Raw genomic sequence first — 17,537 nt, forward strand, 5'->3', positions numbered from 1 at the left:
GGGGCGCGGCGCCGCACCCGGCTCAGGTCACGTCGTCGTACCCGTTGACCCGGTCCGTGCGGGACTGCTCGGGCAGCGCGGGACTGGTCGTCACAGGTTCGATCTCGCCGATGTCCTCGGGGGTGAGGTCGAGGTCGGAGGCCTCGTCGTCGGCGGGGCCCAGGGCCTGCCGGCGGTTCCGGCGGTGGTCGTTCAGCAGCGAGAAGGCGACCGCGCCGAAGTACAGGACCCAGATCGGCCCGGCCAGCATGAGCATGGTCAGCGGGTCGGTGCTGGGCGTGGCGATGGCCGCGAAGAGGGTGATGCCCAGAATCATCCCGCGCCACCAGCCGAGCATCCGCTTGCCGGTGAGCGCGCCCGTGAGGTTGAGGAAGACCAGCAGCAGCGGCAGCTCGAAGGAGAGGCCGAAGACGAGCACCATGCGCAGGACGAGGTCGAGCAGGTCGTCCAGCGGCAGCAGGTTGGTGGTGCCGCCCGGGGTGAAGTCGAGAAGTACCTTCGCGGTGGTGGGCAGGACCGAGTAGGCGAAGTACGCGCCGATGAGGAAGAGCGGGGCGCCGGTGCCGACGAACGCGTAGGCGTACTTCTTCTCGTGCCGGTGCAGCCCCGGTGCGACGAAGCCCCACAGCTGGTACAGCCAGACCGGGGAGGCCAGCACCACGCCGGCCATCAGCGACACCTTCAGCGCCAGCGTGAAGGGGGTGAGCAGACCGTTGATGGTGATCGACGCGCAGGGGTCCTCGGACGTCGACCTCGCCAACTGCTCGAACGTCTGGTCGCAGCCGACCGAGTCGAGGATCGGCTCGGTGAGGAGATTGATGATGTCGTTGTAGAAGAAGGCGGCGACGACGGTGACGGCGACGATCGCCAGCAGTGCCTTCGCGAGCCGGTTGCGCAGCTCACGAAGGTGCTCCGCGAGGGGCATCCGCCCCTCGGGATCCCTCTCCTGTTTGCGGGCAGACTTCAGCAACCCACGTTCCCATCTCGTGCGGGCGGGCCGGAGGTCACCGGCCCCGCGTCAGCGCTTGGTCGTGTCCGTCGGCTCGGCGACCGGGCGGGAACTGGTCACGTCCCCCGGGGCGGCCTGGATGGTGCGCTGCGACGCGGACTGCTCGCCGGTGGTGGGCGGGTCGGCGGGGGCGGCGGACTTGTCGTCCTTCATCGCCTTGGCCTCGCTCTTGAGGATGCGCGCGGACTTGCCGAGCGAACGCGCCATGTCCGGAAGCTTCTTCGCGCCGAACAGCAGGATGATGACGACGAGGATGAGAATGATCTCGGGGGCGCCGAGCCTTCCGAACATAAGTCTTTACCTTCTCACCGAGGCGGCTGGGTGGGGGTGCTGTCCGACCGGTCGGACATGTGTCTGAACGGCCGTGTTGTGCAGCGATCGTAACGCTCAGGGGTAAACGCGAGGCAATCCCTGTGCGTACTCCCGTCCGCGGCCGGGCCTCGTTTTCCGGACCGCGACCAGCAGCGTACCTGTCCCGTCGAGCCGGACGACAGGGCGAAGCGGCCCAAAACGCAAGTCACAGGAGACCAGTGCGTCACGCACAGGCGTCTCACAAACCCCCGGGGACGCCTTCCGCACCCCTCACAGCGCCTCCGCGGAACGGCCCGCCCGCGCGGCGGCGTGCTCCAGATCCTCCGCCGCCGAACTGATCCGGCGGGTGGATTCGGCCACCTGCCGGCCCAGCCGCCGCGCCTCCACGAACACCCGTACGGCGAGCACCCCGAGGACGGCGAGACCCAGGAACCCCATGGCAACCGCGAACATCGGCCAGAACATGCGGCCGAGCCTAGACGGTCGGGTGCAGCCGCAGGGTGCGGACCCCGCCGCCGGTGAGCAGCTCCACGATCCGCTCCCCGGCCGGCTTGCGCACGGTGACCTGGCAGTCCGGGCAGGTGAACGAGTAGAAGGTGGTGCGGCTGCTGGCGCCGATGGCCAGCCGCAGGGAGCTCGCGGTCAGCTCGAAATGCCCCCGGCAGTCCGGGCAGCCCGCCCGGAACACCACCGGCGCCACGCTTCTCATCCCGGCGAACGCGGACGCCACCGTCATGCCCGCCGCACCGGACCCCGCCGACTCGCTCAAAGCCCTCGCTCCTGCCCGTCGCGCACCGCGTCCGCCGCCACCGCGGCCGGTGTCCCCGTCTCGTCGTCGTACGCCGCCGACGCGGCCGGTGTCCCGGTCCCGCCGTCGTAGGCCGTCAGCGCCTTTCGTGCCGCCTGCCGGGCGCTGTCGGCCAGTTCGAGCGGCGCCACGATCCGGCCGTCCCGCCCCAGGCGCAGCGCCAGGCGTCTGAGCGACGCCGGGTCGGGGGTGCGCAGCGTGATGCGCAGGCCGCCGTCCGGGAGCTCGTCGGCGCTGTCGTGCGGGTAGTACTCGGCGACCCAGCGCCCGCCCGGACCGACCTCCACCACCACCTCGGGGTCCTCGGCGGCCGGCTGCACCAGCGCCTGGGACAGGTCGCGCGGCTCGATCTCGGGCGGCGCGGACGGCTCGTCGAGGATCTTGATCTCGGCGACCCGGTCGAGCCGGAAGGTGCGCCGCGCCTCGGAGCGGCGGCACCACGCCTCGACATAGGTGTGCCCGACGCTGACCAGCCGGATGGGGTCGATCTCGCGCTCGGTGACCTCGTCGCGGGCCGGTGAGTAGTAGCGGATCCACAGCCGGCGGCGCTCGGAGATGGCCCGGTCGACGTCGGCGAAGACGCCGCCCTCGGCCTCGAAGGTGACCGACAGCCGGGAGCTGGCGCCGGCCGCCTCGCCGGCCGCCGCCTCCACCTTGGCGGTCGCCCGCAGCAGCGCCTGCCGGTCGCTCTCGCGCAGGCCGGGCAGGGTGGCCACCGCGCGGGCGGCGACCAGCAGCGCGGTGGCCTCGTCGGCGGCCAGCCGCAGCGGCTCGGCCGCGTCCGCGCCGAGCGCGGCCGGGTTGTGCCACCAGATGCGCTCGCCGTCGGTGTCGATGTCGAGCAGATCGCCGCCGCGGAAGCTGGTGCCGCACATGGGGAGCACGTCGAGGTCGGAGACCAGCTCGTCCTCGGTGATGCCGAAGGCGCGCGCGACGTCCTCGATGCGGGCGCCGGGGCGCTCGCGCAGATACGTCACCAGCGACAGCATCCGCCGCGTCTGGTCGATGGCGTTGACGGGCCTGACCGGTTTGCCTGCCACTGTGTTGTCCGTTCCCCCTCAGCCCTTGGCGACGGCACGCAGCCGGTCCACCACGTCGGCCCGCAGCTCGGCGGGTTCCAGGACCACCACGTCCGGTCCGAACTCCACCAGCCAGGCGTCCAGGCCGTGCCCGTACGGAATCTCCAACTCGTCCCAGCCGTCGCCGAGTTCCCGGACCGCCGTGGCCTTCGCCCGAAGGGGGTAGCCGGCGGCCGCCCGCAGCCGGATCAGCGCGGAGCGGTCGGCGGTCTCCCCCGCCCAGCTCGCCACGGTCTCGCGGACGGTGACGACGTCCGGCACGGGGGCGGTGTACCGGGCCCCGCGCGAGCGGACCTTGCCGGTGATCCGGGACAGCCGGAAGACCCGCTCAGCGCCGCGGTCCCGGTCGAAGCCCGCCAGGTACCAGTGGCCGCGCCAGCACTCCAGCGCCCACGGCTCGACCTGCCGGGTCTCGGGGCGGGCGGCGGTGGCCTTGCGGTAGTCGAAGACGACCGGGCGGCGGTCCCGGCAGGCCAGCATCAGCGGCTCGAACGCGGCCTCGTGCACCGGGATACGGGGCTCCAGGGCGCTGTGCGCCTCATAGGGGTCGACGTCCTCGGGCAGCCCGGCGGCGCGCAGCTTCTGCAAGGCGCCGCTGGCCGCGCCGGCCAGCCGGGCCTGCTGCCAGACCTTGGCGGCCAGCCCCAGTGCGGCGGCCTCCTCGGCGTCCAGGGTGATGGCCGGCAGCCGGTTGCTGTCGCGGCGGGCGAGGTAGCCGATCTCGCCGTCCAGGCTCTCCACGGTCTCGATGACCAGGCCCAGCTCGCGCAGGTCGTCCTTGTCCCGCTCGAACATCCGGTTGAAGGCGTCGTCGGAGCCCGGCGCGGTCTGCTCGGGCCCGAACGTCTCGACGTAAGCCTCGATGGACTCGCGCAGCTCGCGCTTGCTGAGCGGCCGGCGGGTGCCGAGCAGGCACAGCGCCAGGTTCATCAGCCGCTCGGCCTTGGCAATGGCCATCGACGCCCTTCGCCTCCTTGTGCTGCATACGACGTGCTGCATACGGCGTGCTGCATACGACGTGCTGCGTACGACGTACTGGTACGAGGTGCTGCCTACGACCGATGACCGTACCGCCCCGCGGTGGCCTGGCAAAAGCCGAGGGCCCATGCCCGGACAGGCATGGGCCCCGAGGCGGTCAGGTCCGGTCGCGTCCGTGCCGATCGGACCCCGACCAGGTCGGATCAGACGCCGAGCAGGTCGACGACGAAGATCAGCGTCTCGCCGGGCTTGATCGCCGGGGTCGGGCTCTGGTTGCCGTAGGCGAGGTGGGCCGGGATGGTCAGCTGGCGACGGCCGCCGACCTTCATGCCCTGCACGCCCTGGTCCCAGCCCTTGATGACCCGGCCGCCGCCCAGCGGGAAGCGGAACGGGGCGCCGCGGTTCCAGCTGGCGTCGAACTCCTCACCGGTGGAGAAGGCGACACCCACGTAGTGCACGGTGACGGTCTGACCCGCCTGCGCAACGGGTCCGTCGCCCTCCCAGATGTCCTTGATCTCGAGGTCCGCCGGGGGCTCGCCGCCCGGGAAGTCGATCTCGGGCTTGTCGATGCTCACGTCTCTAGCTCCTGCTTGTCTGCGGAAAGGCAACGGGCCCAGTCTTTCATCCCCGCCGCGTCACAGCTTCGCGAGGATGTCGACCGAGAAGACCAGCGTGGAGTCCTTCTTGATGCCGCTGCCGTCCGGCGGGCTGTCGCCGTACCCCAGCTTCGGCGGGACGACGATCAGGACCCGGCTGCCGACCTTCTTGCCGGTCAGCCCCTGCGACCAGCCCTTGACGACCTGCTGGAGCGAGAACGACGTCAGCTGCTTGCGGCTGTACGTCGAGTCGAACTCCTTGCCGCCGTCCCACAGCACGCCCTTGTACTGCACCAGGACGCTGTCCTCGGCCGCGACCTCGGCGCCGTCGCCCTCGATGACGTAGTTCGCCACGAGCTTGGTGGGCGCCTTCGCGTCGGGCACCTTGATGGAGGGCGCCTTGCCGTCGGTGTCGGTGCCCACCTTGGGCAGCGCGGTGTCGTCCTGGGCGACCTCCTCGCCCTTGGCGGAGCTCTTGGCGTTGTAGCTGTCCTTGAGGTCGAACACGAACACCAGGGTGTCGTCCTTCTTCACCCCGAGCTGCTCATTGCCCTGGTCGCCGTAGGCCCATTTCGGGGGTACGGCGAACAGGACCCGGCTGCCGGTCTTCTTGCCGGTCAGCGCGTACCGCCAGCCGTCGATGACACTGCCCTGGGCGAGCTGGAAGACCAGCGGGCTCTTGGTGTCGTAGGAGTTGCCCAGCACCTTGGCCGAGGACCAGATCTGGCCCAGGTAGTCGGCCACCACGAAGTCGTTCTCGGCGACCGTCTTGCCGTTGCCGGCCACGGTCGTCTTCACCGCGAGCTGCCCGGACGGGTCGCCGCTGCCCTTGGCGACCGTCGGCTTCTCGCCGAACTCCGCGCCCGCCGTGATGGCCGGCAGCGGACCGTCGACGATCTTCGGGGCCGGCGCCGACGAGGTGGCCGACGCCGACGGCGCCTCACTGGCGTTGCTCGCATCGCCCCCGTCGTCACCGCACGCGGCAAGGGTGGTCAGTCCAACGGGTACGGCGATGAGAAGTGAGCGTCGGCGCACAGCGGGGGCCTCGTAATCGGTCGATCTCGGTTGATGGCGTGCGCGCGCAACTCTACGACGTACGACGGGCGCCGTACGGGAAACGTACGGCGCCCGTGTGGCGTTCCGAGCATCCATTCGGAGCGCTACATACCCGCGATCAGCTTCTCCACCCGATCGTCCACGGAACGGAACGGGTCCTTGCACAACACGGTGCGCTGCGCCTGGTCGTTGAGCTTGAGATGGACCCAGTCGACCGTGAAATCACGGCGCTGTTCCTGGGCCCGCCGGATGAAGTCGCCGCGCAGCCGGGCCCGAGTGGTCTGCGGCGGGACCGACTTGCCCTCGAAGATCTTCAAGTCGTTGCAGACCCGGGTGGCCTGGCCCTTCTTCTCCAGCAGGTAGTACAGGCCACGACGGCGGTGGATGTCGTGGTAGGCGAGGTCTATCTGCGCGACCCGCGGATGCGACATGGTCATGTTGTGCTTGGCCCGGTACCGCTCGATGAGCTTGTACTTCATGACCCAGTCGATCTCGGTGCCGATGCGGTCGAGGTCCTCGGCCTCGATCGCGTCCAGCGTGCGGCCCCACAGCTCCAAGACCCGCTCCACCGTCCCGGTGCGGATGCCGCGCCGTTCGCAGAAGTCCACGGCCTTCTCGTAGTACTCCCGCTGCACCTCGAGGGCGGACGCCTCCCGGCCACTGGCCAGGCGCACCTTCCGCCGTCCGGTGATGTCGTGGCTGACCTCGCGGATCGCCCGGATCGGGTTCTCCAGGGTCAGGTCCCGCATCACCGTGCCGGCCTCGATCATGCGCAGCACCAGGTCGGTGGCGCCGACCTTGAGCAGCATGGTCGTCTCCGACATGTTCGAGTCGCCCACGATGACGTGCAGCCGGCGGTAGCGCTCGGCGTCGGCGTGCGGCTCGTCTCGGGTGTTGATGATCGGCCGGGAGCGGGTCGTCGCCGAGGAGACGCCCTCCCAGATGTGCTCGGCGCGCTGGCTGACGCAGTACACCGCACCGCGCGGCGTCTGGAGCACCTTGCCCGCGCCGCACAGCAACTGCCTCGTCACCAGGAACGGGATGAGGATGTCCGCGAGCCGGGAGAACTCCCCGTGCCGGGCCACCAGATAGTTCTCGTGGCAGCCGTAGGAGTTGCCGGCCGAATCGGTGTTGTTCTTGAAGAGGTAGACGTCGCCCGCGATTCCCTCCTCGTGCAGGCGTCGTTCGGCGTCCACCAGGAGTCCCTCGAGAATGCGCTCGCCCGCCTTGTCGTGAGTGACGAGCTCGGTCACGTTGTCACATTCGGGGGTGGCGTATTCCGGATGTGATCCGACATCGAGATAGAGGCGGGCGCCGTTGCGCAGAAAGACATTGCTGCTGCGGCCCCATGACACGACACGGCGGAAGAGGTACCGCGCCACCTCGTCAGGCGACAGGCGGCGCTGTCCCCTGAACGTGCACGTGACGCCGTACTCGTTCTCCAGCCCGAAAATGCGGCGGTCCATGACTGAACATTACGCCCGATCCCCTGAACTGAAACGGGGTTCGACGGCACGGTTTGGATCATTTTCCGATGAAGCCGCAACCACCGCTTGCCCGGCGGGAGCTGCGAGGACCCGTCCGGTGGCCGTCAGCACCAGCAGCGAGACGGCCCCCGCGGCGCCCGGCAGGGCGAAGCCCCACAGCGTCCCGCCCGCCTCGACGACCGGCCCGGCGAGCCCCGTTCCGACCGACGCGCCCACCGTGAACGTCGTCACCAGCCAGGAGAACGCCTCGGTGACGGTCCCCCCGGGTGCGTGCCGGTCCACCAGTACGAAGGCACAGGCGATGGCCGGCGCCAGGAAGACACCCGCCACCGCGGCCAGCAGCACCATGCCGACCGCGCCCGGCCGCAGCATCAGCGGCAGGTAACACACCGCCAGGAGAGCCACCAGCACCCGCAGTCTCCGCGCGGGGTCGCCGCCCCACTGCCGCGCCCCGTACCCGGCCCCGCCGACCAGCGCACCGAGTCCGAGCGCGGCCATCAGCCAGCCGTACACGGCATCCCCGCCGTGCTGGTCCGCGTACGACACGGCCGCGACCGTGATCGACCCGAGCGCCATCCCGACGAACAGGAACGCGCCGAGCAGCGCCAGCAGCCCCGGCGAGCGCAGCGCGCCCAGCCAGTGCGCCTCGCGCGGCGCCGACCGCCATGCCCGCGAGGGCGGCGACATCACGACCGACAGCGCCCCCAGCACCCCGATCACGTTGAGCACCAGCAGCCCGGCCTGCGCCGACCACAGGGACGCGCACAGCGTCACCAGCAGCGGCCCGACGGTGAACATCACCTCCTGCGCCACGGCGTCCATCGCGTACGCCGTGTGCACCTGCCCCTCCTTGCCCAGCACACTGGGCCACAGCGCGCGCAGCCCGCCCTCCAGCGGCGGCGTGAACAGCCCCGCGCCCGCCACCGCCATGTAGGCGACCACGACCGGACCGGTACCGGCGAAGGCGAACACGGCCATCGCCGCACCCGACACCACCGCGGCGGGCAACTGCACCCTCGGCTGCCCGAACAGGTCCACCAGCCGCCCGAGCACCGGCTGCCCCACCGCGTTGGCCACCCCGTACACGGCCGCCAGCGCCCCGGCCAGGCTGTAGGAACCGCCCTCGGCCCGCACGAACAGCACGACGGCGATCGCCGCGGTGGCGTTGGGCAGCCGCCCCGTCAGCGTGCCGGCCAGCAGCCGCACGGCATGCCGCGCACGAAGAATCTCCAGATACCCCGCACCCACGACCGGCTCCCTTCCCCCACCACCGCACGTTTTACGTATAACTAATGCACGCCCATACGTACCATGACCGCTGTTCGGCAGTCCAGACGAAGGAGCAGGCCCACGGTGGCACGAGGCAGCACACGTCCGACGAGCCGGGACGTCGCCCGGGCCGCCGGCGTATCCCAGGCCGCGGTCTCCCTGGTCCTGGGCGACAAATGGCGCGGACGGGTATCGGAGACGACCGCCGAACGCGTACGCCGGGCCGCGCACGACCTCGGCTACCGTCCCAACCTGGCGGCCCGCAACCTCCGCCTCGGCCGCACCCGTACGGTCCTCCTCGTCGTACCGGCCCTGACCACGGAGTTCTTCGCCGGCGTCTACACCGGAGCCGCCCGGGTCGCCGCCGAACACGGCTTCGGAGTCGTCCTCTACCCCTCCCCCGAAGGCATCGGCCCGGCCCGGGACCCCTTCGCCTCCGCGCAGGCGGCCCTGGACGGCGTCATCGCCTCCTCCATGGCCGCCGACGCCCTCACCGCCATCCGGGGCGACCAGCTCCCCCTGGTGATGCTGGACAGCGACCCGGAGGGCAGCACGGGCGCCGCCACCGTCAACCTGGACATCGCCGACGGCGTCCGCCAGATCGCCGACCACCTGCTGACCCTGGGCCACCGCCGCTTCCTGCACCTGGCGGCGGACGTGGCCTCCTGGACCTTCGAGCTACGAGCCCGGGAACTGGCCGCACGACTGAGCACGGTCCCCGGCACCGAACTCCACACCACCCACGCGCCGCTCTCGATCGAGGACGCCCGGACCGCCACCGAAGCGGCCCTGACCGGACCCGGCCCCCGCCCCACCGCCCTGGTCTGCGACGACGACAAACTCGCCGCGGGCGCCTACAAGGCGCTGCGCCGCCTGGGCCTGCGCATCCCCGAGGACCTCTCCGTCACCGGCCTGGACGACCTCGCCCTGGCCACGGCCATCGACCCCGAACTCACCACGGTCCGCCTGGACGCGGAACTCTTCGGCGAACGGGGCATGCGGGCACTGCTGGACGTCCTGGACGGACGGGAGCCGCAGCGCGACGACATCCCGGTGGAGCTGGTGGTACGCGGCTCAACGGCACCGCCGGGGTGAGCGGGGGTGGGTGCCGCGACTCGGCGTTGCCGGGGTGCCGCCGCGGCTGCGCGCCACCCGCCTTCCGCCTCCGAGCGGGGTACGTACCCGCAGTCGCGTACGGCGGGAAGGGGCCGGGGTGGGGGGTGTCCGCCCGCAGTGGTTTGCGCGTCCGCACGGGTGCCCCCGTAGGAGACCGATTCCGCGCCGTTCCGAGGACGGACACCCCCCACCCCGGCCCCGACCCACAAACCACGAGCGGGCGCTACACGCACCCCCACCGGGCCCGCGCAGGCCGCCGCAGGCATCCCCCGCTACTCGTCGTCCGCCTCATCCTCATCGGAGGCAGACCCCGACGACGACTCATCCAGCAGCCGCGACAGCTGACCCCCCACAATCCGCCGGAACTTCCGCTGCTGCGGCCGCGTACGGTCCAGCACCGCCACCTCCAGCCGCTCCGCAGGAATCTCCCGCTCGCTGCCGTTCGTGTCCCGCGACAGCGCCTGCACGGCCAGCCGCAGCGCCTCCGCCAGCGTCATACCGTCCCGGTGCCGCTGGTCCAGGTACGAGCTGATCTGTTCGGCGTTGCCGCCGACCGCCACCGACCCGTGCTCGTCCACGATCGACCCGTCGTGCGGCAGCCGGTAGATCTGATCGCCCTCCGGCGTCTCCCCGACCTCCGCGACGACCAGCTCCACCTCGTACGGCTTCTCCGCCGCGCTGGAGAAGATCGTGCCCAGCGTCTGGGCATAGACGTTCGCCAGCCCCCGCGCCGTCACATCGTCCCGGTCATAGGTGTAACCCCGCAGGTCGGCGTAGCGCACCCCGCCGATCCGCAGATTCTCGTACTCGTTGTACTTGCCGGCGGCCGCGAAACCGATCCGGTCGTAGATCTCGCTGAACTTGTGCAGCGCTCGGGACGGATTCTCACCGACGAACACGATGCCGTCGGCATACTGAAGCACGACCAGGCTGCGACCACGGGCGATGCCCTTGCGGGCGTACTCGGCCCGGTCGGCCATGGCCTGCTGGGGTGAGACATAGAACGGCGTCGACACCGGTTAACCGTCCCCTTCTGTCGAAGTCGAAGTCACTGGACCACCTGACAACAAAGCAACCGTGCCCGCCGCTACAGCAGCGCCGCCCGCGGCCCGTCGGGCTGCTCCAGCCGCCGCTCCAGCACGGAGCGGGCGATCTGGGACGACTCGTCCTCGGTCAGCCGGCGGAAGCCGTCCTCGGTGATCACGGTGACGATCGGGAAGATCCGGCGGGCGACATCGGGACCACCGGTCGCCGAGTCGTCGTCGGCCGCGTCGTACAGCGCCTGCACCACCAGCGTGGTGGCGTCGTCCTCGCTCAGGTCACCCCGGAAGAGCTTCTTCATCGCGCCCCGCGCGAAGACCGACCCCGACCCGGTGGCAGCGAAGTTGTGCTCCTCCGACCGCCCGCCCGTCACGTCGTACGAGAAGATGCGGCCCCGGCCGCGGTCGACGTCGTAACCGGCGAACAACGGCACCACGGCCAGCCCCTGCATCGCCATGCCGAGGTTGGAGCGGATCATCGTGGAGAGCCGGTTGGCCTTGCCCTCCAGGGACAGCTGCGCGCCCTCGACCTTCTCGAAGTGCTCCAGCTCCAACTGGAACAGCTTCACCATCTCCACGGCCAGACCCGCCGTACCGGCGATGCCCACCGCCGAGTACTCGTCGGCGGGGAACACCTTCTCGATGTCCCGCTGCGCGATGACGTTGCCCATGGTGGCCCGGCGGTCACCGGCGAGCACGACACCACCGGGGAACGTCACGGCCACGATCGTCGTGCCGTGCGGGGCCTCGATGACGCCCTGGGTCGGCGGGAGCTGCCGGTTGCCCGGGAGGATCTCCGGCTGGTGCTCCGACAGGAAGTCCATGAAGGAGGACGATCCAGGCGTCAGGAAGGCAGCCGGTAGACGCCCGGTGCTACGAGTGTTGGCTTCCACGCGATTCCTTCCACATAAGCGGCAGCCCGCCTTATGGCATCGGGCCGGTCCTTGAACTGCCCCAGTGCCGCGTTGCAACTGAAGCACAGTACGCCACGGACCCTACCCGTCTCGTGGCAGTGATCCACATGCTCAGCGGGGGCCGCAAGGCAGATACAGCAGACGCCTTGCTGTTCCGCGATCAGCTCGTCCAACTCCGCAGGTGCAAGCCCGTACTTGCGCCGGAAGTAACTGATCCGGTTACGCTCCGCACGACATGCTCGGCAGTAGCTCGCCCAGCCATCGGAAGACGATTTGTTCCGCTCCCACTCCGAGTGCGGCTTCATCTGCTGGCACTGCGGGCAGCGCTTGTGGCCTCGGGGTGCCGGCACCCTGACGCGAACCTTCTTGCCTTTGGCCTCCTGACGCTGCCGGTAGTACTCGGCAGAGCACTCCCGGCAGTACGCCTGGAGACCGTCCGGCATGGACTTGTTACTCGCGAACTCCGTCCGCGGCTTGTGTTCGGTACACCGCGAGCAGCGCCGCAACGCCGTCCCTTCCTCCACCAACCCCCACCTTCGTTTCGAAGGTCGAACCGGCCTATTGGCCACCCTTCTGAACGAATGACCTCACGAAATCCTCGGCGTTCTCTTCGAGCACGTCGTCAATCTCGTCCAGCACCGAGTCGACATCGTCGCTCAGCTTCTCCTGCCGTTCCTTGAGGTCCTCCGACGCCTGCGCGTCCTGCGCCTGCTCCTCGACCTCCTCGGTGGAACGCGTGGCCTTCTGCTGCCCGCCGCCGGTGTCCTTGGTCGCCATAACCCTCACCCCGCTCGATTCGCCCGACACGATTCGCTCGTCAAGATCCGACCCTACAAGCCGGGTCCGACATCGGCCCCGCGGAATACCGAACGCCCGGGGGCCACCTCGATGATTCCCGGACCGCGGTCTTTCACCCCGGCCCGGCTGACTGCGACCGGGTACCCAGCACCCCCGGTCATCCTCCCGCTCACCCTCCGGACAACACCCTGACCAGGTCCTCCGCCGTGCGGCAGCGGTCCAGGAGCTCCTTGACGTGATTACGCGTTCCGCGAAGCGGTTCCAGGGTTGGCACCCGCTGCAACGAGTCCCGGCCCGGCAGATCGAAGATCACCGAGTCCCAGGAGGCCGCCGCCACGTCGTCCGCGTACTGCTCAAGACAGCGCCCGCGGAAGTAGGCCCGGGTGTCCTCGGGCGGCTTGGTACGGGCCCGCTCGACCTCCGCGTCGTCCAGCAGCCGCTTCATGCGGCCACGGGCCGCCAGGCGGTTGTACAGGCCCTTCTCGGGGCGTACATCCGCGTACTGGAGGTCGACCAGGTGCAGCCGGGGCGCGTCCCAGTCCACGCCGTCGCGCCGCCGGTAGCCTTCCATCAGCTCCCGCTTGGCGACCCAGTCCAGCTCGCCGGCCAGGCTCATCGGGTCGTTCTCCAGCCGGTTGAGGGTGTCCTCCCAGCGGGCCAGGACGTCGTTGGTCTGGTCGTCCGCGTCGGCCCCGTACCGCTCCTCCACGTACTTGCGCGACAGCTCGAAGTACTCCATCTGGAGCTGGACCGCCGTGAGCGTCCGGCCACTGCGGAGCGTGACGAGGTGCTTGAGGGTCGGGTCGTGCGAGACCTGGTGGAGGGTGCGGACCGGCTGGTCGACCGCCAGGTCCACCGCGATGAAGCCGTCCTCGATCATGGACAGCACCAGCGCGGTCGTGCCCAGCTTCAGGTACGTCGAGATCTCGGACAGGTTGGCGTCACCGATGATCACGTGCAGCCGGCGGTACTTCTCGGCGTCCGCGTGCGGCTCGTCGCGGGTGTTGATGATCGGACGCTTCAGCGTGGTCTCCAGGCCGACCTCGACCTCGAAGTAGTCCGCGCGCTGGCTGAGCTGGAAGCCGTGCTCGTGGCCGTCCTGGCCGAGGCCGACCCGGCCGGCGCCGGTGACGACCTGGCGGGAGACGAAGAACGGCGTCAGGTGGCGCACGATGTCCGAGAACGGGGTCTCCCGCTTCATCAGGTAGTTCTCGTGCGTGCCGTAGGAGGCGCCCTTGTTGTCGGTGTTGTTCTTGTAGAGGTGGATCGGCTGGGCCCCGGGCAGCTGGGCGGCCCGCTCCGCCGCCTCGGCCATGATCCGCTCGCCGGCCTTGTCCCAGAGCACGGCGTCCCGCGGATTGGTCACCTCGGGGGCGCTGTACTCGGGGTGTGCGTGGTCGACGTAGAGCCGGGCGCCGTTGGTGAGGATCACGTTGGCCAGGCCGATGTCCTCGTCGGTGAGCTGGGTGGAGTCGGCGGCCTCGCGGGCGAGGTCGAAGCCTCGGGCGTCCCGCAGCGGGTTCTCCTCCTCGAAGTCCCAGCGGGCCCGGCGGGCCCGGTGCATCGCCGCCGCGTAGGCGTTGACGATCTGGGACGAGGTGAGCATGGCATTGGCGTTGGGGTGACCGGGGACGGAGATCCCGTACTCCGTCTCGATGCCCATTACTCGCCGTACGGTCATGCGGCCCTCCTTGCCCGGCGGCGCCCTAGGTCGTGGACGCCGCTCACGTACCGCTGGCGCTCCGGTGCGTGTGCGGTGCCCGTCCCCGCACTGCGCGAATCGGCGGTATGGAAGAGCCTAGAACGCCTTTGCGCTGGTGGGGAGATCATTTGCGTCATTGCCTTGCTCCAGCCGTGGCCCTGGAAAAACAGTCGGCTGCGGGTACCCGCTGAGGGACACCCGCAGCCGTCCGGTTTTTTACAGGTACTGACCGGTGTTCGCCACCGTGTCGATGGAGCGTCCGGTGTCCGCGCCCTGCTTTCCGGTGACGAGCGTACGGATGTACACGATCCGCTCGCCCTTCTTTCCGGAGATCCGGGCCCAGTCGTCCGGGTTGGTGGTGTTGGGCAGGTCCTCGTTCTCCTTGAACTCGTCCACGCAGGCCTGGAGGAGGTGGGAGACGCGGAGGCCCTTCTGGTTCTTCTCGAGGAAGTCCTTGATCGCCATCTTCTTGGCGCGGCCCACGATGTTCTCGATCATGGCGCCGGAATTGAAGTCCTTGAAGTACAGGACTTCCTTGTCGCCGTTGGCGTAGGTGACCTCCAGGAAGCGGTTCTCCTCGGATTCGGCGTACATGTGTTCCACCGCCGTCTGGATCATGCTCTGGACGGTGGCCGCCTTGTCCTTCTCGTGCTCCTTGAGGTCGTCCTCGTGCAGCGGGAGGCGTTCGGTGAGGTACTTGCCGAAGATGTCCTTGGCCGCCTCGGCGTCCGGACGTTCGATCTTGATCTTCACGTCGAGCCGGCCGGGCCGCAGGATGGCGGGGTCGATCATGTCCTCGCGGTTGGAGGCGCCGATCACGACCACGTTCTGCAAGCCCTCCACGCCGTCGATCTCGGCGAGCAGCTGCGGGACGATGGTGTTCTCCACGTCCGAGCTGACACCGGAGCCACGGGTGCGGAAGAGGGATTCCATCTCGTCGAAGAAGACGATGACGGGGGTGCCCTCGCTGGCCTTCTCCCGGGCCCGCTGGAAGACCAGGCGGATCTGCCGCTCGGTCTCACCGACGTACTTGTTGAGCAGCTCGGGGCCCTTGATGTTGAGGAAGAAGCTCTTGCCGGCGGCCTGGCCGGTCACCTCGGCGACCTTCTTGGCCAGCGAGTTGGCCACCGCCTTGGCGATGAGCGTCTTGCCGCATCCGGGCGGCCCGTAGAGCAGGACGCCCTTGGGCGGACGCAGCTCGTGCTCCCGGAACAGGTCGGGGTAGAGATAGGGGAGCTCGACCGCGTCGCGGATGGCCTCGATCTGGCCGCCGAGGCCGCCGATCTGCTCGTAGCCGATGTCGGGGACCTCTTCGAGGACGAGTTCCTCGACCTCGCTCTTGGGCACGACCTCGTAGACGTAGCCGGAGCGGGGTTCGAGCAGCAGGGCGTCGCCGGCGCGGATGGTGATGCCGCGCAGCGGCTCGGCGAGCCGTACCACGCGCTCCTCGTCGGTGTGGCCCAGCACCAGGGCGCGCTCGCCGTCCTCGAGGATCTCCTTGAGGGTGACGATGTCGCCGACGCTCTCGAACTCCATGGCCTCGACCACGTTGAGCGCCTCGTTGAGCATCACTTCCTGGCCGCGCCTGAGCTCGTCCAGTTCGACGCCGGGGCTGACGTTCACCCGGAGCTTGCGGCCCCCGGTGAAGATGTCGGCCGTGCCGTCCTCGTTCGCCTGAAGGAAGACACCGAAGCCGGCCGGCGGCTGCGCCAACCGGTCGACCTCTTCCTTGAGGGCCACGATCTGGTCGCGGGCCTCGCGGAGTGTATTGGCCAGTCGCTCGTTCTGCGCGGACACGCCGGCCAGGTTGGTCTGAAGCTCGACGATCCGCTCTTCGAGAATTCTCGTGTGCCGCGGAGAGTCGGCGAGCTTGCGTCGCAGGACGGCGATCTCCTGCTCAAGATAGGCAATCTGTCCGGTCGGGTCGTCGGACCCGCGTCCCGGGCGGATGCCGCGGTTCATGTCGTCGTCGTGGGCTGCCACGGTCCTCACCTCCTCCAAGGGGAGCTGGACGCTTCCAGACCCTACCTGGGTGGGTGTCGATTGAAACCCCTAGATCACAAAGACGGTCGGGGTGTGTCCGATCTTCACCCTTGCGCTCTCCCTCACGCCAGGGGAATACCCACGGAACGCGAGAGGAAAGCAGGCGGCGGTAGGCTCGAACCGTTCAACACCCGTCAGAGCTGGCCGGATTCCCGCCGCTCGGCGCAGAAACGGCAGGAGCGATGAGCGTGCAGCAGGAGGCCGGAGTCGGCGGTGAGGCACTGGAGGTCTGGATCGATCAGGACCTGTGTACCGGCGACGGTATCTGTGCCCAGTACGCGCCGGAGGTGTTTGAGCTGGACATCGACGGTCTGGCCTATGTGAAGGGCGCGGACGACGAGCTGCTCCAGGCCGTGGGGGCGGCAACGCCCGTGCCGTTGCCGCTTCTCACCGATGTGGTCGACTCGGCGAAGGAGTGTCCGGGCGAGTGCATCCACGTACGTCGGGTTTCGGACAGCGTCGAGGTGTACGGACCGGACGCAGAGTGACCAAATCGCAACCTTTTGCGTACAGTCCGTGACCGATGTCTGGTGCCTCACATACATGGATCACTCGCGGCCGGGGCCGGCCGCGGTCACACCGAGTGGGCTCCGGCGGGGGTGGAGCGGACGAACGCGCCGTTGTTCCAGCGCCACTTCGCGTCTTCCTCGACGTCCGGGCAGCAACTGGGCACGTCGGCCGACGAGTAGCCGAGGTAGGTGGCGAGGACGGAGCCGTCGGTCACGGAGAGGTCGGTGACCGTACGGCGCTCCTTGACGTCGATCAGGGTCGCCACCACCCGGGGCCGGTCGTCGCCGCTCCGGGTCAGGACGTAGACGCTGTCGGGCGGGGTGCCCATGGGGGCGTCGCAGTGCACCACGGCGACCGTCTCCGGTCTGCCGTCGCCGTCCAGGTCGCCGGACGCCTTCTTCTGCACCAGCGCCTTTACCGGGCCGCAGTCCAGCGGGAAGGTGACGTCGGCGGGGTCGGGCGCCGCGACCCGCGCCTGGGCCGGCTCGGCCTTGGGGCCCGCTGCCTGGGCGGCGGTCGCGGCGTCGGGTTGCAGGACCGAGGAGAGGGCCACCACGGCGGCGACGGCGGTTGCGGTGGCGACCCAGTGGATCGGGCGGGTGCGGGTGTGCGCCAGTTCCGGGACGGCGGGGTGCTGCACGAGGAGTGTCTCCTGTGAGGGCTGTGCCGGTGGGGTGTCCAGCATGGTGCCACACGTCACAGTGCGGGGGAACGGCGGGGTGGGTACCCGCGTTGGCCACTTCGCGCGGCCGGCCGCGTGCTGCTGTTGCCCGGTCAATGCGGCGACGCCGTGGCGGAGTTCCCCGGTCGGTCCGGGAAC

General features: G+C 69.7%; 19 protein-coding genes. 2 read left to right on the forward strand and 17 right to left on the reverse strand.

Annotation, left to right across the window (positions count from 1 at the left end):
• Nucleotides 1-22: 22 nt before the first annotated feature.
• The 10 genes from tatC to ACTT8P_RS34930 all read right to left on the reverse strand — a co-directional run bounded on the left by tatC (nt 23) and on the right by ACTT8P_RS34930 (nt 8,573).
• Nucleotides 23-970: a twin-arginine translocase subunit TatC gene (gene tatC, locus ACTT8P_RS34885; protein ID WP_442835811.1), complete on the reverse strand. Its 948-nt coding sequence runs from the start codon at nt 968-970 to the stop codon at nt 23-25.
• 48 nt (nt 971-1,018) lie between these two features.
• The gene (gene tatA / locus ACTT8P_RS34890) at nt 1,019-1,300 is read right to left on the reverse strand and encodes a Sec-independent protein translocase subunit TatA (RefSeq protein WP_442835812.1); all 282 of its coding nucleotides are present in this window, start codon (nt 1,298-1,300) and stop codon (nt 1,019-1,021) included.
• A gap of 291 nt (nt 1,301-1,591) precedes the next feature.
• The gene (locus tag ACTT8P_RS34895; protein WP_361171734.1) at nt 1,592-1,786 is read right to left on the reverse strand and encodes a hypothetical protein; all 195 of its coding nucleotides are present in this window, start codon (nt 1,784-1,786) and stop codon (nt 1,592-1,594) included.
• Between the two features lie 10 nt (nt 1,787-1,796).
• On the reverse strand, nt 1,797-2,090 hold the full coding sequence (locus ACTT8P_RS34900) for a hypothetical protein (RefSeq protein ID WP_442835813.1): 294 nt from the start codon (nt 2,088-2,090) through the stop codon (nt 1,797-1,799).
• Nucleotides 2,087-3,169 (reverse strand): helix-turn-helix transcriptional regulator, encoded by a 1,083-nt coding sequence (locus tag ACTT8P_RS34905; protein WP_442835814.1) that lies wholly within the window; start codon nt 3,167-3,169, stop codon nt 2,087-2,089. The genes ACTT8P_RS34900 and ACTT8P_RS34905 overlap by 4 nt, the downstream gene beginning before the upstream one ends.
• Nucleotides 3,170-3,187: 18 nt before the next feature.
• A complete protein-coding gene (locus ACTT8P_RS34910) occupies nt 3,188-4,165 on the reverse strand; it encodes a helix-turn-helix transcriptional regulator (protein WP_442835815.1) in 978 nt (325 codons plus the stop codon).
• Between the two features lie 224 nt (nt 4,166-4,389).
• On the reverse strand, nt 4,390-4,761 hold the full coding sequence (locus ACTT8P_RS34915; protein ID WP_189418682.1) for an FKBP-type peptidyl-prolyl cis-trans isomerase: 372 nt from the start codon (nt 4,759-4,761) through the stop codon (nt 4,390-4,392).
• Nucleotides 4,762-4,821: 60 nt separating this feature from the next.
• Nucleotides 4,822-5,817: an FKBP-type peptidyl-prolyl cis-trans isomerase gene (locus tag ACTT8P_RS34920; RefSeq protein WP_442835816.1), complete on the reverse strand. Its 996-nt coding sequence runs from the start codon at nt 5,815-5,817 to the stop codon at nt 4,822-4,824.
• Nucleotides 5,818-5,942: 125 nt separating this feature from the next.
• The gene (gene pafA, locus ACTT8P_RS34925) at nt 5,943-7,304 is read right to left on the reverse strand and encodes a Pup--protein ligase (RefSeq protein ID WP_442835817.1); all 1,362 of its coding nucleotides are present in this window, start codon (nt 7,302-7,304) and stop codon (nt 5,943-5,945) included.
• 9 nt (nt 7,305-7,313) lie between these two features.
• Complete coding sequence (locus ACTT8P_RS34930) at nt 7,314-8,573, reverse strand: MFS transporter (protein ID WP_442835818.1); 1,260 nt, start codon at nt 8,571-8,573, stop codon at nt 7,314-7,316.
• Nucleotides 8,574-8,636: 63 nt separating this feature from the next.
• On the opposite strand from ACTT8P_RS34930, the gene ACTT8P_RS34935 reads away from it, so the two are divergent.
• Nucleotides 8,637-9,689 carry a LacI family DNA-binding transcriptional regulator gene (locus tag ACTT8P_RS34935; RefSeq protein ID WP_442835819.1) on the forward strand — a complete coding sequence of 351 codons (1,053 nt, stop codon included), beginning with the start codon at nt 8,637-8,639 and terminating at the stop codon, nt 9,687-9,689.
• Between the two features lie 293 nt (nt 9,690-9,982).
• Here ACTT8P_RS34935 and prcA read toward each other — a convergent pair whose 3' ends face one another.
• From prcA to arc, 6 genes are all read right to left on the reverse strand, one after another.
• Complete coding sequence (gene prcA, locus ACTT8P_RS34940) at nt 9,983-10,726, reverse strand: proteasome subunit alpha (RefSeq protein ID WP_442835820.1); 744 nt, start codon at nt 10,724-10,726, stop codon at nt 9,983-9,985.
• A 71-nt stretch (nt 10,727-10,797) separates the two neighbouring features.
• Nucleotides 10,798-11,643, reverse strand: coding sequence for a proteasome subunit beta (gene prcB / locus ACTT8P_RS34945; protein WP_442835821.1), 846 nt, complete (start codon nt 11,641-11,643; stop codon nt 10,798-10,800).
• Nucleotides 11,595-12,107, reverse strand: a complete 513-nt coding sequence (locus tag ACTT8P_RS34950; RefSeq protein WP_442835822.1) for an endonuclease VII domain-containing protein — start codon at nt 12,105-12,107, stop codon at nt 11,595-11,597. The genes prcB and ACTT8P_RS34950 overlap by 49 nt, the downstream gene beginning before the upstream one ends.
• A gap of 115 nt (nt 12,108-12,222) precedes the next feature.
• Nucleotides 12,223-12,441: a ubiquitin-like protein Pup gene (locus ACTT8P_RS34955; protein ID WP_016325855.1), complete on the reverse strand. Its 219-nt coding sequence runs from the start codon at nt 12,439-12,441 to the stop codon at nt 12,223-12,225.
• Nucleotides 12,442-12,631: 190 nt separating this feature from the next.
• Nucleotides 12,632-14,143 (reverse strand): depupylase/deamidase Dop, encoded by a 1,512-nt coding sequence (gene dop / locus ACTT8P_RS34960; RefSeq protein WP_442835823.1) that lies wholly within the window; start codon nt 14,141-14,143, stop codon nt 12,632-12,634.
• Nucleotides 14,144-14,380: 237 nt separating this feature from the next.
• Entirely contained in the window at nt 14,381-16,147 is a 1,767-nt protein-coding gene (gene arc / locus ACTT8P_RS34965; protein ID WP_361171695.1) for a proteasome ATPase, read from the reverse strand.
• Between the two features lie 242 nt (nt 16,148-16,389).
• On the opposite strand from arc, the gene ACTT8P_RS34970 reads away from it, so the two are divergent.
• On the forward strand, nt 16,390-16,695 hold the full coding sequence (locus ACTT8P_RS34970; RefSeq protein WP_442835824.1) for a ferredoxin: 306 nt from the start codon (nt 16,390-16,392) through the stop codon (nt 16,693-16,695).
• Nucleotides 16,696-16,781: 86 nt separating this feature from the next.
• Here ACTT8P_RS34970 and ACTT8P_RS34975 read toward each other — a convergent pair whose 3' ends face one another.
• Nucleotides 16,782-17,357 (reverse strand): hypothetical protein, encoded by a 576-nt coding sequence (locus ACTT8P_RS34975; protein WP_442835825.1) that lies wholly within the window; start codon nt 17,355-17,357, stop codon nt 16,782-16,784.
• Nucleotides 17,358-17,537 lie beyond the last annotated feature (180 nt).

Source organism: Streptomyces sp. JW3, from assembly GCF_052216785.1.
Classification (GTDB): Bacteria; Actinomycetota; Actinomycetes; order Streptomycetales; family Streptomycetaceae; genus Streptomyces.

Bases quoted from the DNA above. Each gene is read 5' to 3' on its own strand.
- tatA (WP_442835812.1), bottom strand. From the start codon at position 1,300: ATGTTCGGAAGGCTCGGCGCCCCCGAGATCATTCTCATCCTCGTCGTC.
- ACTT8P_RS34895 (WP_361171734.1), bottom strand. From the start codon at position 1,786: ATGTTCTGGCCGATGTTCGCGGTTGCCATGGGGTTCCTGGGTCTCGCC.
- ACTT8P_RS34910 (WP_442835815.1), bottom strand. From the start codon at position 4,165: ATGGCCATTGCCAAGGCCGAGCGGCTGATGAACCTGGCGCTGTGCCTG.
- pafA (WP_442835817.1), bottom strand. From the start codon at position 7,304: ATGGACCGCCGCATTTTCGGGCTGGAGAACGAGTACGGCGTCACGTGC.
- ACTT8P_RS34935 (WP_442835819.1), top strand. From the start codon at position 8,637: ATGACCGCTGTTCGGCAGTCCAGACGAAGGAGCAGGCCCACGGTGGCA.
- ACTT8P_RS34950 (WP_442835822.1), bottom strand. From the start codon at position 12,107: ATGCCGGACGGTCTCCAGGCGTACTGCCGGGAGTGCTCTGCCGAGTAC.
- ACTT8P_RS34955 (WP_016325855.1), bottom strand. From the start codon at position 12,441: ATGGCGACCAAGGACACCGGCGGCGGGCAGCAGAAGGCCACGCGTTCC.
- dop (WP_442835823.1), bottom strand. From the start codon at position 14,143: ATGACCGTACGGCGAGTAATGGGCATCGAGACGGAGTACGGGATCTCC.
- ACTT8P_RS34970 (WP_442835824.1), top strand. From the start codon at position 16,390: ATGAGCGTGCAGCAGGAGGCCGGAGTCGGCGGTGAGGCACTGGAGGTC.